The organism is Leptolyngbya sp. KIOST-1, from assembly GCF_000763385.1.
Classification (GTDB): domain Bacteria; phylum Cyanobacteriota; class Cyanobacteriia; order Phormidesmidales; family Phormidesmidaceae; genus Nodosilinea.
The window spans coordinates 3238172-3252357 of the sequence record NZ_JQFA01000002.1 but is presented as its reverse complement, the minus strand read 5'-3'; the positions used below and the strand labels follow the sequence as shown (position 1 = coordinate 3252357).

The following is a 14186-nucleotide window of genomic DNA, read 5'->3' as shown; positions in this document are numbered from 1 at the left end:
ATTTAAAGCCTGGCTGGGAGCGCTCCTTGAGATAGCTGAGACACTGTCCTCGATCCTGTGGCAGTTTTGGTGGGTTGTCCTCTGGGTAGGCTAGCGTTGAGGTATTTAGCGCTGCCCTGCAAACTCTATGGCCCCTACCGCAGACATCATTATCATTGGCGCTGGCATTTCCGGCTTAGCTGCCGGGTGCTACGCCCAGATGAACGGCTACCGCACTCAGATCTTTGAAGCCCACGACCAGCCGGGGGGGCTGTGCACCGCCTGGCAGCGGCAGGGCTACACCTTCGACGGCGGCATTCACTACATCTTTGGCACTGGCCCAGGGCAGCCCTTCTACGAGCTGTGGCGCGAGTTGGGAGCCCTGGAGGGCGTTGAGTTTACCAACCAGAGCGAGTTTATGCAGATCCACGGTGCCCAGGGGGAGGTGCTGCGGGTACACAGCCAGCCCGACGAGTTGCAAGCGCATCTGCAAGCGCTGGCCCCGGAAGATGCCAAGCTGATCGACGCCTTTTGCAAAGGGGTGCGCAAGTTTAAAGAGTTTGACCTGTCGATGCTGCAACAGAAGCCCAAGACGCTGATGACGGCGGCGGACTGGGCCCGGCTGGGCAAGCAGGTGCTGCCCTTTATGGGCGTGCTGGGCAAATGGAGTCAGCTCTCCCTGAGCGACCTGGCGGGGCAGGTGAAAACCCCCTTTCTGCGGCGGGCGCTGCCCCACATGTTTGCCTGGCCCGATGTGCCGGTGATGGTGGGTATGTCGCTGCTGGCTTACCTGGACAACCGCAACGCAGGTCAGCCGATGGGGGCAGCCCTCACCTTTGCCCGCGCCATTGAGCAGCGCTACCTGGAGTTGGGGGGCGAAATTGTCTACTCGGCTCAGGTGGAGCGGGTGCTGGTAGACGATGACCGGGCGGTGGGCGTGCGGCTTTTCAACAACGAAACCTACCGGGCTAAGCGGGTGATTTCGGCCTGTGACGGCCGCCGCACCATTTTTGACCTGCTGCGGGGGGACTATATCAACCGCAGAATAGAAAAGCTCTACGATGGCCATTTGCCGCTGCATTCGCAACTGCAGGTGTCGCTGGGGGTGGCGATGGATTTTTCCCACCGTCCCCACTGGGTGACGCATTTGTTGGATCAGCCGATCGCGATCGCCGGCCAGGATCGCTACGAGATTGGCGTCAAGCACTACTGCTTTGACCCCTCCCTGGCCCCACCGGGCAAGTCGGTGGTGATTGTCATGCTGACCAGCCCCTACAGCTATTGGCAACAGCTCTATGGCCGCTCCGCCTACCATGCCGAAGAGAGCCAGGAAGCGAATATTTTGATTCAGCGACTGGAGGAGTTCTACCCAGGGCTAGGGGCCAGCATTGAATGTATGGATGTGGCCACGCCCCTGAGCTACGAGCGCTACACCGGCAACTGGCAGGGAGCCAGCTGCGGCTGGCTGCTGACCAAAGACACCCTGCCGCTGATGGTCAAGGGCGTGCCCAAGCGTCTGCCGGGGCTGGACAACTTCTATATGGTGAGTCAGTGGACCGAACCGGGGGGCAGCCTGCCGATCGTGGCGCTGTCGGGGCGCAACATGATTTACGAAATCTGCCGCGAAGACGGTCGGGTGTTTGAGGCGACGATACCAGGATAATCTTTCGCTGGCGAAAGGTTATGAAATGCGATCGCAGGTCAAGCTTCGTTGCAGTCCTGCGCCTGGGCCAGACCTTGGCGGGAGAATAGAAGTAAAGGATCGGTTGCAAAGAGCCATCCCGACAGGTGTCCACGCACCAAACAGGATCGAACCAGGAGGATCGGCCCATGCTATCCCTCACGCTCACTTACCACGACACGCTCTACCTGATGACTGAAATCGGGACCCTGGGGCTGGTGCTTTTCCTGTGCTGGCTCACCCCCCGCCTGGAGCACCATCGGCCCCAGACCTAGACCCGAGCTACTCTCCCATTCCTGTGGGTCAGGGGTTCTGGCCCAGCGCCACCAGTTCCAGTTCCGGGAGGATAACCCATGTACCGCAAACTGTTAGTTGCTCTGGACAATAGCGCCAGCAGCGCCGCCCTGTTTAACCATGCCCTGGAGCTGGCCCAGGCCACCGCGGGCACCCTGCTGCTGGTGCACTGCCTCTCCAGTCAGGATAGCGACACCCCAATGCCCATGTCGGCAACCCTGGAGAGCATTTACTGGGCACCGGGCACCGAGCTGGATTTGGAAGCCTGGCGGCAGGCCTGGGTGCGCTACGAAACCGAAAGTTTGGAGAACCTGCGCCGCTATGCCGCGATCGCGAATACCGCTGGCGTACCCACTGAGTTTCGCCAGCTGGTGGGCAGCCCCGCCACCGCCATCTGCAAAGTTGCCCAGGAGTGGGGAGCCGACCTGATTTTGATCGGCAACCGGGGCCGCTCAGGCCTCACCGAACTGGTGCTGGGCAGCGTCAGCAACCACGTTATGCACCGTGCCCCCTGTGCCGTGCTGGTGCTGAAGGGCACTGCCCTGAGCGAGACTGAGACCCCCGCTATGGCGGCGGAAGTTGCCTAATACCCCAGCCAAGCACGCACCCGCGACCCTGGTAGCTCCTCGCTCCAGGGTTTTCTACTGATAACGACCTGACTAAATCTGACGTCCAAACCCCAATCCCCAAAAAGCCCATTTTTTAACGACATAGCCGAGCCCAAGGTCGATGACAGTCGCCTTTTAATTTGTGGGGTGAACCAGGCAGGAGTTAGCATTAAAGAGCAGGGCGACGGGATCCGAAGCTCGGGGTAGTGCGATCGCGATGTAACGATTCATGATCTTTTTCTTCCACTTTCCTGGGGAAAACCGGGAAAAATCCGTGGAAAATCTCTGTCGTTAGAGGGGATAACCTCTGCCTGGGTGTGGATGTTGCCTGCCCCATGTCCATAGTTGTGGAAACTCAGGACGATTCCCCACCGCTTTTCCCCAGCCCCGTTAGTTCCCTAGCCTGCCCACTTCAAGCAATCTAGCTCTTTTCCCCAGTTTTCACAGCCCCTTCTATTACGACTATCTTTTAAATTTTTCTTCTTCCGGAAGGCAGACCTTGCCCCACAGAGAAGAGGTCAGCCAGGGCAAAAAAGGGTGATAGGATGAACACCCAATCAAAAAGTAGCCGTTTTCAAAACCGCTCAAAAGCTTTGTTTATAAGGGATCCAGGCTTCTGAAATCATTCACACATAGTAGGTTTAACCGGGATCTATAGCAAAGGTGAGATACTGCTAGTACGGAATTAGCCAGGTAGATGCCACAGGCGGGCATCTCAGGTTGACGTTCCCTATCCACTGCATTTTCTTTCTCCGTTGCCATGAAGTTTATCTGCCCCCAGAGCGAGCTGAGTGCCCAACTTTCGTCGGTTAGCCGAGCGGTATCGTCGCGCCCCAGTCGGCCTGTGCTGGCCAATATTTTGGTAACGGCCGACATCGAAAGTCAGTCAGTGACGCTGGTTGGCTTCGATGAAGTGCTGGGCATTGAAACGCGCTTCAGTGCCCAGGTTGACGAACCGGGCACCCTGACGCTGCCTGCTAAGCTCTGGGGCGATATCGTATCGCGCTTGGCCAACGAAGATATTACCCTCGAATCGGACGGCGACAGCACCACCGTCACTCTGACCTCATCCTCGGGCCGCTACGAGGTGCGGGGCCTCAGTGCCGAAGACTACCCGTCGCTGCCTACGGTGGAAGACGGCGAAGCGATCGCCCTCAGTGCCGATGCCCTGCTCAACGGGCTGCGGGGTTCCCTGTTTGCCACCAGCGGCGATGAAACCAAGCAGGTACTGACAGGCGTCCACCTGATGTCGGAGACCGATGCCCTGGAGTTTGCCGCCACCGATGGCCACCGCCTCTCGGTGGTGCAGACCACCGACGAAGCCGCTACCGAAACCCCAGCCATGGATGTCACCGTACCCGCCAAGGCCCTGCGCGAGCTAGAGCGCATGATCCAGGGCTACAACTCCAACCAGCCGGTGGCCCTGCGGCTCGATGAAACCCAGGTGCTGTTTGACCTAGGGGCGCAGCGCCTCACCACCCGCCTGCTGGAGGGGCAGTACCCCAACTACCGCCAGCTGCTGCCCAAGCAGTTTGCCCGCCAGGTCACCGTCGATCGCCGCCTGTTGATGTCGAGCCTGGAGCGCATTGCGGTGCTGGCCAGCCAGAAAAACGACATCATCAAAATCACTCTCAATTCTGACGAGCAGTCCATCGCGCTCTCGGTCGAAGCCCAGGAGGTGGGCAGCGGTCGCGAAGAGCTGCCAGCCCAGGTGACTGGCGACGACCTCGATATCGCCTTCAACGTGCGCTACCTGCTGGACGGCCTCAAGGCATTCGACACCACCGAAGTGCAGATGCAGTGCAATGCGGCCACCAGCCCGGCGGTGTTTGTGCCCCTGGGCGAAACCAAAATCACCTACCTGGTCATGCCGGTGCAGATTCGGGGGTAGGTCGCAAAGCGTGATTTGACACCATTCTTTGCAGATTGATGGGTTTGAGTAGTTTCAATTTCAAACGGGAGAAGAGGCTATAGGCCTTGCTGAATTGAGTAATGAATCTGTAAACTTAACAGCCTTTCATCGCCCCAGAATTGGGGGGCTAGGGGGCATATCATACTTGCATTCAGCAACGCCAGGCTATAAATTGCAGCTGCCTCCCTCTACTGTCGAAAAGCGTTAACGGCTTGAGAACGCGATTCTAGGGCAGCACAGTGGGCCAGGCGATCGAGGTCAATGCCCTGTACAACCTGGCTTTCGCTGGCTTGCTGATAGCCACCCGATCGCAGGCAATAAACACTAATGCGCTCTGCCTGCCAAAACCAGACCTCGGCAACGCCCAGGGCAGCGTAGCGCTTGAGCTTATCGGGGCCGCCGCTGGTAAATACCACCTCGATCGCCAGGTCTGGAATAGGCTTTTTAGGGCCAAAACAGTACGATTCATCGGCCTGAACCGAGGCGATCGCCTCCCGTTCTTGAGAGAAAGAGCCTGTGGCCACAAACTCGACCCCCTGACCCAGCAGATAATCTTCGATCAGGTAGCCGAGGTTGCCCTTGACAATCTCATGCTCTGGGGATGTGGACAAAATCTCTAGCTCCCCAGCGAAATAAAACAGACGAATGCCTGGCGAATCGGCAAACCCTTGCTGAATCGCTTTAAAGTTGTCCCAGCTTACGCCCGCATGAATAAACCGCTGCTCGGTAGGTCGATCGACAAGCTGAACCATCGCTACCCTCTGGGGTGTCTCCTCCTATGATGACCCATCGCTAGGCTGTAGGCATCGGTAGATCTTGAGCTACGGCTCTGGGCGATTCTAGAGATCACAGTGACCCAAACCAGCGCCAGCTCAAATGGGGCCGTACATGTCCAGGCCGTGGTCAAAACTGCCTAGAAATCCGACCAGTACGGCTAGGTAAAGAACGCCACCATGGCCAGGGTGCCGATCACCAGGGTCAGGGCCATATAGCGATAGTTTTGCCACCAGGGGATGCCTGCCAGGTCGCGGGTTTCGTCGTGCCAGGTGGAGCTTGACCAGGTCAACTCAGCGATCGCATCGGCCTCGGGCGCAGGGGTCAACAGCGTCACCCCCACAAAGATCAGCAGGCTGAAGAGCAGCAGCAGCCCGGTGGCGTAGAGAAATTGCAGGTCGTAGAGCTCTAAAAATTCCCCCAGCACAAACATGGTAATGCCCACCGGAATGCCCACCGCCAGGGTATAGAATGCCGCGTCACGGGTGGCCCGCCGCCAGAACAGGCCGCCCAAAAACACCGTCACCACGGGCATGGTGATGTGGCCGAGAAACGACTGAAAATACTCAACAATGGTGGGGAAGTTGGCGATTTGCGGTGCCCAAATCACCGCCAGGACCATCAAAACCGCAATGGTGATGCGGCCGTAGTAGAGGAGCCGCCGCTCGCTGGCCCCCGGTCTGAGTTTGCGGACAAAGTCGTTGGTTACCAGGGATGACGTGCCGTTGAGGGCCGAGTCCAGGGTAGACATTAGCGCCGCTACCAGGGCGGCCAGCACCAGCCCCCGTAGGCCCACGGGCAGCAAGTCAAAGGCCATAGCGGGCCACACCATGTCGGGGTCGGGCAGGTCGGGGTAGAGGGCGCGGCCCATAGTGCCGGGCAAAATCAGCAGAAACAGCAGCGGCAGCTGCATCAGGCCGCAAAACAGCGCCCCCCAGCGACCGTCGTTGACATTGCGGGCCGACAGCACCTTTTGCACTACCACATGGTTAGTAATCCAGTAGTAAATGCCCAACCACAGCACGCCGGTAAAGACCCCCGGCCAGGGCAAAAAGTCGTCGTCTGCGGGCTTAAACACCGTAAAGCCATCGGGCGGAGCGGCATCCACCACCGCCTGCCAGGAGCCCAGTTCTGAGAAAGCGACAAAGAAGATCAGGCCACCGGCGGTGAGTAGCAAAATCCCCTGAATGGTGTCGGTGACCATGACGGCGGACAGACCGCCGAGCAGAACGTAGATGCCGCCTAGGGTGGCGATCGCCACGATTAGCCAAAACAGGCCGATGTCGGGAAACAGCAGTTGCAGGGTGATGGCTCCGGCATACATCGCGCCAGCGGAGTCGATAAACATGGCTGTGAAGATCGAAAAACCGGAGAACAACAGCCGCGATCGCGCGTCATACCGCTTCTCTAAAAACTCCGGCATGGTGGAAATTTTGGAGTGCAGGTAGTACGGCAAAATAAACACCGCAAAAAAGCACAGCACCAGGGTGGCCATCCACTCGTAGTTCCAGACGCTGATGCCGTCTTCGTAGCCTGCCCCAGCCAGGCCCACGTAGGAGGTGCCCGACAGGTTGGCCGCCATCAGGGCAAACCCGATTAAAAACCAGTGGCTGCCCCGCCCGCCCAGAAAAAAGCTCTCCTGGTCCTCTTTTTTGCGGCCTACCCAAAAGCCGATGGCCAGCACCCCAATCACGTAGGCGACGAGAATGCCGAGATCTAGGCCGGTCAACTCAAACTGAATATTGGCTTCTTCCATGGGTCTAAAAACCTGTACTTGTCACATGAAAAACTGAGTTTAAGTGCTGAATCAAAGTAAGTTTTCGATACATATTTCCGCTTAATGACGCGAATTGAGCAGCCCAAGTCGCCGCCATAAAAAATTGTGGCGGCGGCACAGCTGCCGCTCTTTTTGCCGTGGACTACTGAGGGTTTAAAGCAATGAAAAATGGGTCGAGCAACCGTGCCCGACCGCTGCTTTATTGATGTGATCGAAAACCGAATGATAGGTATCGTATGGGGTCAAGAAAACCCCATACAACCTTCTTTGGACGGAGCCCCTTGCTCCTCGGATCTGTCGATGGATACAAATTTTTGAGATCTTAATCGCGGGGGCGGGGGACGCGCAGGCGGGGCGATCGCGGCTGTGCGACCAGTGTTTGCCAGAGATGCTCGTAGCGCTGGGTCATCACCTGGGCCGTCAACTCTGCCGCCGCCACCGCTCGGCCCTCCTGTCCCAGGCGATCGCGCAGGGCAGCATCCCCCTGCAGGCGGCGCAGGGCTTTGACCAGACCCATCACATCGTCTTTCTCGACCAACAGCCCGGTTTCACCATCCCTGACCGCCTCGGCTACGCTGCCCACCCGGGTTGCCACCACCGGACGGGCCGCCAGCATGGCTTCGGCGATCGCCAGGGGAAAGCCCTCCGATCGCGAGGGCAGCACAAAGATATCCACATTGGGCAGGTGGGCGCGGGGGTTACCCGCCCACCCCGGCAGCGATACGCGATCGCCGATGCCCAAATCCTGTACCAACTGCTCCAGGGCGGGGCGCTCCGTCCCCTCCCCCCAGATCACCAGGTAGGCGTCGTCGACCAGGGCGATTGCCCGCAGCAGAATGTCGTGGGCCTTCACCGCATCCAGGCGACCTGCGGTGGCCACAATCAGTCGGTGATCCTTCCGGGCCGGGGTGTGGGCGGGCTCGAAGGCGATGTCCGGTACCCCGTTGGGCACCGACAGCACCGAGTGGCGACCCAGGGCATAGAAATCCTCCATCCGCCGCACCGATGCCTCGCCCACGGCAACGTGGGCATCCACCCGCAGCGACAGGGCTCGCGTTCGCCACAAGGCCAGGGCATCGGTGGTTCGCAACGGCAGCTGATCGACCCGCACCACCCGCGCCCCCGGCACGGTCAGCGCTGCCGTCAGGCCGATGGCCCCGGCCCAGGGGGTACAGAGGTTGAGGTGGATAATGTCGGGCCGCAGGCGGTGCAGCGTGGCGGTGTGGGCGGCGAGGGAGCGGAGACCAGCCGGGGGCAGAACAATTTTTTCGGCGCTGGGGCGCTGGGCGGCGATCGCCTCGACAACCGCCGCTGAAACCCCCAGCACGGTGATGGCGAACTGGTTGGAGGCTCCTGCCACCAGATGACCCAGGCTCAGCTCGGCCCCCCCCATGCCCATAGAATCGGTGTAGACCACAACTCGCAGCGGCCTGGGAGCCGCACTGGCTAACGGTGTCAGGGTTGAATTCACAATCGGTAGTAGCAGTTTTTACCCTACCCATTCAGCCCTGCTTAGCCTACGGTTGCCATCTCTACCGGGAGTACTTCAACCCGACCGAAGGACGGAACCTGGGCCGAGCGCGGATCGCTTCCCCACACTCCCCTGCATTTTCTCGGCTTCAGGGGTCAGGGAGCTGCCAAGCGGGCCTGGCCGTCGGGGCACAAACTCAAGACCACGCAGCGATCGCAGGCCGGATTGTTGTAGAAGCAGCACCGCTGCCCGTGGAGCATCATCACCTCGTGGTGGTCGTAGACCTGCTGGGCGTTCCAATCCTCGGGCAGCAGCGCTTCGAGCACCGCATGGGACGGGCCGACGGCCAGGGTTTTGGTAATCAGCCCCAGGCGCTGGGCGACGCGGTGGTGGTGGCTATCCACCGGCAGCGCCCGCCCCCGCAGCTGACTAAAGCACAGCACCGCCGCGCTGGTTTTAGGCCCCACGCCGGGCAGCGCCTCCAGCCAGGCGCGGGCCTCGGCTACCGGCATCGCCTGTAAAAAGTCGAGCGACCACGCCCCGTTGGTGGCTTCGCCAATTAGCTTCAAGACCTGCTGAATGCGGGGCGCTTTTTGCTCGGGCCAGGTGCAGGGGGCGATCGCCGCCTCCACCGCCGCCGTGGGTGCATCCCGCACCGCTGCCCAGGTGGGAAACTGCGCCACCAGCTGTTTAAAGGCGCGGCCCGAGTCGTGGTTTTTGGTGCGGTGGGACAATAGCGAGGACACCAACTCACTCAGCGGATCAAGGTTGTGGAAGTAGGGAATGGGGCAGCCATACTCGGCACAGAGGCGATTGTGGATAGCGATCGCCTGATGCTGCAAATCTAGGTTGCTCGGTTGGCTTACCACATTCGCCCTACGCGCTCTAGTCAGCAGTGTAACGATTTGGGGGATGGGCAGAATTGGCCTGGGGAGAGAGTAATTGTAGGAAGAGGGTTTGCGGTATACGGTGCAAGGTATACGGTTTGCGGTTCTGCCTTGCACCGTATACCTTGCACCGTACCCCCAGCATTTTTCGTTTGATCGCTCCCAACCGATCGCCATGCTCCCTCATTGGAAAGAGGTTGCCCTGCCCTGGGGTCTTTAGGATGCGAGTAAAGGCAAGCCTTTGGGGCTCTGTCAAGATCGTTGGTTAGCATCACCACGGTCTTCCATGGCCCGCGCCGTCCTTGCAACGCTGCTCAACCCGACATACAAAACCATGAGCGATACCACCATTATCAAAGTCACCTCCGAAGCCGCTCCGACGGGAGATATGGGGCAAAAACACCTGGCCCTGAGCAAAAACCTGGCCATGCGGCTGTGGGAAAATGAGCAGCCCGGCGAGGCCAAACCCGAGACTCAGCGGCCCTATGAGGCGATCGGCTACGTGATTAGCGGGCGGGCGGAGCTGCACCTGGAAGGTCAGATGGTGGTGCTCGAACCCGGCAACTCCTGGGTGGTGCCCGAGGGCGCATCCCACACCTACAAAATTCTTGAGCCCTTCACCGCTGTTGAGGTCACTACCCCTCCGGCGGTGGTCCACGGGCGCGCTCGGTCGTGATCGGAAGCAATGTTAGCGTCCCCTGAATTCTCCCCAACGGAGCTCGGATTCGCCTGGCCCCCTAAAAGGACTGGGAGGTCAACCAACCGGAGCAGTTGGCCCCAATGCTGCAAACCCTGGAAGGCATCCAGCGGGAATTCAACGGCACCCAGTCTGTCGGCAAGCGGGTCTCCCTGTCGACCTGATTTTGCGGAGGGCTGTGCTGCGGCGGAAAGCGCTACGCGGGGGGTCTAACCACTGGCAGCGCCCCCCAATGCCATACCGCAATGCCCCTACAACCCGGAGGGATGGGGCCGGGTGCGGCATTCCCCCGGGGGGCCGATGGGGGGATGCCGCAGGCTCAGGGGCTTTCGCTCTGGCGGTAGATGGTCTGACCGGCTTTGATGGTTTCAAGCACCTGAATCTCGCCCATTTTCATCGGGTCTGCCGCCAGCGGGTCGGCGGAGAGCACCACCAAATCGGCCAGTTTGCCGACTTCTAGGGTGCCTTTGTGGTCTTCCTCGAAGTACTGCCAGGCGGCATCGGCGGTGATGCCGCGCAGCGCCTCAAAGGGGGTGATCCGCTGGTCGGGGCCGAGGTCAGCCCCGCCGGAGGTGACCCGGTTGACGGCGGCGGCGGCGACGGGCAGCATGCCGATACCGGCGATCGGGGCGTCGTGGTGCAGGGTAAACTTCATGTTGCGCTGGAGGGCCGACTGGGCCGGGCTGATGCGCGCCGCTCGCTCGGGGCCTAAAAACAGGTCGCGGTGGCGATCGCCCCAGTAGGGAATGTGAATGGGAAAGAACGACGGCACCAACCCCTGGGCCGCGGCAACATCGAGCTGGTCTTCTCGAATCATCTGGGCATGGATGATGGTGGTCCGCAGATCGGGGCGAGGCTGGGCTGAACGCGCGATCGCCACCGCCTCGATCAAGATGTCAGTGGCGGCATCGCCATTGGTGTGCACCAGCATGGGCACGCCGCGGGCATCGCAGCGCTCTACCCAGCCGGCCAGATCCTCCACCTCCATACTGGGGTAGCCCCGATAGCCGTCGCTGGGTACTTGCCCCACTGCCGGACTGTTGACCGCCGTTTCTGAGCTAATAAACAGATGCTCAGCGTTTTGGTCCCGGCATTTGTCGGCGGTGGGCTGGGTCTCACCGGGTTCGACATAGAAGGGCTGCGATAGGTAGGCGGTGTAGCCCTGAATGGAGCCATCGACCACCAGTTTGATACCGCCGTAGCGGAAGCGGCCCGTGGGGACACTCGAGCATTGGAACCGTTCTAGATCCGCTGCCACCTGGTCAAACAGGGCATCGTCTACTCCGGCGTAGAGGGGATAGCTAACCACATCAATGGGGAGTTTGTCGGCCTGGGCCATGGCCTCTAGCAGGGCCGCCGCCCCTTTGCCCGTTGAGCCATCCTGGGCTGTGGTAATGCCGGCGGCGGCATAGTACCTCAGCCCGGCCTCTAACAACTCCAGGGCTTTTTCGGGGGTGGGGGTGGGCAGGAGACCCGCCACCAGCATTAGTGCTGCCTCCTCCAGCACGCCGTTGGGTTCCTGGCTGCCCGGTTGCCGTTGAATGCGGCCCCCCTCGGGGTCGGGGGTGCTGGCGCTAATCCCGGCCTTGTCTAGCAAAAGGCTGTTGCAGGCGCACAGGTGGTTAGAAATGTGGACGAGCAAAATGGGATGCTCGGTGGAGACGGCATCCAGGTCTTCCTTCAGCGGATGGCGCATGCCCTCGGGGGCGGTGTCGTCGTAACCCCAGCCAATCACCCATTGACCGGGGGCGAGGTTTTTGGTGGCAATTTCCTCCCGCAGGATGCGCTGAATGTCTTCGATGGACTGGACTTCGCCGATGGGGTAGGGGTCGAGGTTGGCGACAGCAAACTTAGCCGATTGCATCACCACGTGGGAGTGGGGGTCGATAAACCCCGGCATCAGGCAGCGCCCCGCCAGGTCTACCAGGGTGGTGGTCGGGCCTTGCAACAACTTTACCGAGGCCAGACGGCCCGCTGCCATAATCCTGCCGTCTTTAACGGCCAGGGCTTCGACGCGATCGCCATCGGCCACCATGGTGACAATCGGCCCACCAAAGTAAATCGTGTCTACGGCATCCCCGGTAGCGGCTACCAGGGGCTGGCTGGCTGCCGGGGTAGACTTCATTGAGGCGTTGCCCCCCTGGGCCAGGTAGTGGGAGGTGGTTAAAATCCCGGCGGTGCCGAGGGAGAGTTTGAGGAAGTTGCGCCGTTGAATCAGATTGTGGCCTGCCGCCTCAAGGGTATCGGCCAAAAATGAAGCACAGCCGCAGCCCAGCTGAAAAAATGCTTTGAAGTCAGTCATGGTAATCTCTTCGTTAGTTTAGGGTCTGGACGGGGGAGGGCAGGCTCCAGTCCATTAGGGCGGCGATGTGCGTCCCCAGGGTGACGGGGTTAAAGGGTTTGGGGATGACTCCGGCGATCGCCATCTGGCTGTAGCGTTGGTAGTCGCTGGGCATGAGCCGCGAGGTCAGCAAAATAATTGGGATGGACCGGGTGCGCGGGTCGGCCCTGAGCTGCTGGTAGAGAGTTTGCCCGGCCCCATCCCCCCGGCCAGTTTCCAGCAAAATCAGATCCCATGGTCCAGAAGTGGCCACATCGAGGGCATAGCGTGCATCCGTTGTGGCGGCGTACCAACCGGCAAACAGCTCCAGGCTGTATTGGGTAACGATGGCCACCGCCGGGTCGTCATCGATATAGAGAACTTGCTTGGTGCGGGAATATAGCCCAATCTCTGGGCGCACTAACATGGCTTCCATGGGCGATCAGATCAGATATTTTCTGTGCTCTGAGCATAGGAATAAACTCAAGGTGCGCCTGTCCGAAACTTGCAACTTCACCAACGCTGAGTCACAAGTTTTTTGCAAAAATTTCAAGATCTTAGGGTTTGGTGTAAGGTTAAGACAGCCAGGATGCGCCTCAGGCGCGTTATTCCTGGAATTTTTCTGTGGCGTCCGGTGCACCTTATCAATGTCAATTGATACTTGCCAATTCATACCGATTGAGTTGATTTGTCAATTGAATGGCCTTTAGTCAAGCCCGATCGCCCCGCATAGCCTCCCAAAATGTTCTGACCCATTTACCTGCGGCACACCCGAGTTATTGGGGAGAAGGTTTCGCCCAGCAGCGCAAATTTGGCGACATTGATGAGCTAGCCGCCTATTGGTCTAACGAGGATGTCACGCTGACTCAGCTCAGTCGGCAGCCTTTGTCCTGCGAGGCATTTGTCTGGGGGTGCGACACAGTCCGCATTAGCTTTAGCCGCGCTAACTGCGCCATTAAGGCGATCGGTTCTAAGAAACCGGGGTTTATGGTATTTGTCTTTCTGCCCCAGGGTTGCCGTCATCCAGTGGTGTCCCACGGTCGATCACTCACTGCCGATTATACCTATGGGTTTGACCCCAACCGGGGGGTAGATATGGTGTTTCCTGGCCACACCACCCACTGTGTGGTTTACATTCGCCAAGATGTGTTTGAGGCCTGTGCCCAGGCCATGGATCGCGATGATTTAAATGCGAAGTTTTTTGCCCCCAACTATTTCTACCTGCCCAGCGCTCTACCATCGCTCCACACCTACTTGAACCAGGTCTATACCCTCTTAGCCCAGCGATCGCCCCTGTTGCAGCAGCCCACCTTTCACCGGCTGCTCCTGCAAGACTTTTTGCCGATGCTGGTGGCGGCCCTGCCTCTACAACTGGCTCCATCTACCCTGCGGGCCCCTGCGCTGCGGCGATCGCCCCTGGTCAAGCAGGCCGAAGACTACATGGTGGCCCACCTCGATCAGCCCCTCACCCTGGCCGATCTGTGCCAGGCGCTGGGCACCAGCAGTCGCGCCCTCTCCTACGGGTTTCAAGACATCTTTGGCATGAGCCCCATGGCCTACCTGAAAACCCTGCGGTTGATGGGGGTGCATCGGGCCTTAAAAACCGCCCACCCCGATCGGAACACGGTGACTAACATTGCCGGTCAGTTTGGGTTTTGGAGTATGAACCACTTCGCCCTCGACTACAAACAAATGTTTGGCGAGTCGCCCCAGGAGACATTGAAACGGGAGGGTCGGTAGGTGGTGCTAGGCGATTGGTGTTAGATATCTGTGCAGGGGGTGGGGT

The 14186-nt window shown here is 59.7% G+C and carries 12 protein-coding genes; 6 read left to right on the top strand and 6 right to left on the bottom strand.

The features are described 5' to 3' along the window. The first annotated feature begins 127 nt into the window (after positions 1-127). From NF78_RS14300 to dnaN, 4 genes are all read left to right on the top strand, one after another. A complete protein-coding gene (locus NF78_RS14300) occupies positions 128-1642 on the top strand; it encodes a phytoene desaturase family protein (RefSeq protein WP_035987383.1) in 1515 nt (504 codons plus the stop codon). A 167-nt stretch (positions 1643-1809) separates the two neighbouring features. After that, complete coding sequence (locus NF78_RS32975) at positions 1810-1935, top strand: hypothetical protein (protein ID WP_263970604.1); 126 nt, start codon at positions 1810-1812, stop codon at positions 1933-1935. Positions 1936-2013: 78 nt separating this feature from the next. Further along, complete coding sequence (locus tag NF78_RS14295) at positions 2014-2541, top strand: universal stress protein (RefSeq protein ID WP_035987381.1); 528 nt, start codon at positions 2014-2016, stop codon at positions 2539-2541. Positions 2542-3322: 781 nt separating this feature from the next. Next, on the top strand, positions 3323-4453 hold the full coding sequence (dnaN, locus tag NF78_RS14290; protein WP_035987379.1) for a DNA polymerase III subunit beta: 1131 nt from the start codon (positions 3323-3325) through the stop codon (positions 4451-4453). 209 nt (positions 4454-4662) lie between these two features. Here dnaN and NF78_RS14285 read toward each other — a convergent pair whose 3' ends face one another. From NF78_RS14285 to NF78_RS14270, 4 genes are all read right to left on the bottom strand, one after another. Then, positions 4663-5226 carry a Uma2 family endonuclease gene (locus NF78_RS14285; RefSeq protein ID WP_035987377.1) on the bottom strand — a complete coding sequence of 188 codons (564 nt, stop codon included), beginning with the start codon at positions 5224-5226 and terminating at the stop codon, positions 4663-4665. Between the two features lie 182 nt (positions 5227-5408). Beyond that, positions 5409-7004 (bottom strand): sodium:solute symporter family transporter, encoded by a 1596-nt coding sequence (locus tag NF78_RS14280; RefSeq protein WP_035987375.1) that lies wholly within the window; start codon positions 7002-7004, stop codon positions 5409-5411. 343 nt (positions 7005-7347) lie between these two features. Then, positions 7348-8496, bottom strand: coding sequence for a glycosyltransferase (locus NF78_RS14275; RefSeq protein ID WP_197064839.1), 1149 nt, complete (start codon positions 8494-8496; stop codon positions 7348-7350). Between the two features lie 155 nt (positions 8497-8651). Further along, positions 8652-9365, bottom strand: a complete 714-nt coding sequence (locus tag NF78_RS14270) for an endonuclease III domain-containing protein (RefSeq protein ID WP_052050437.1) — start codon at positions 9363-9365, stop codon at positions 8652-8654. A 304-nt stretch (positions 9366-9669) separates the two neighbouring features. Here NF78_RS14270 and NF78_RS14265 point away from each other — a divergent pair, with 304 nt between their 5' ends. Further along, positions 9670-10059: a cupin domain-containing protein gene (locus NF78_RS14265; protein WP_263970603.1), complete on the top strand. Its 390-nt coding sequence runs from the start codon at positions 9670-9672 to the stop codon at positions 10057-10059. A gap of 340 nt (positions 10060-10399) precedes the next feature. Here the strand turns inward: NF78_RS14265 and NF78_RS14260 are convergent, their stop codons facing one another. Together NF78_RS14260 and NF78_RS14255 are read right to left on the bottom strand one after the other, a co-directional pair. Beyond that, the gene (locus NF78_RS14260) at positions 10400-12382 is read right to left on the bottom strand and encodes an amidohydrolase (protein WP_052050434.1); all 1983 of its coding nucleotides are present in this window, start codon (positions 12380-12382) and stop codon (positions 10400-10402) included. Positions 12383-12395: 13 nt separating this feature from the next. Further along, positions 12396-12836, bottom strand: coding sequence for a response regulator (locus NF78_RS14255; protein ID WP_052050431.1), 441 nt, complete (start codon positions 12834-12836; stop codon positions 12396-12398). A gap of 263 nt (positions 12837-13099) precedes the next feature. Between NF78_RS14255 and NF78_RS28270 the strand changes: the two genes are divergently transcribed. After that, entirely contained in the window at positions 13100-14140 is a 1041-nt protein-coding gene (locus NF78_RS28270) for a helix-turn-helix domain-containing protein (RefSeq protein ID WP_052050427.1), read from the top strand. The last annotated feature ends 46 nt before the right edge of the window (positions 14141-14186 follow it).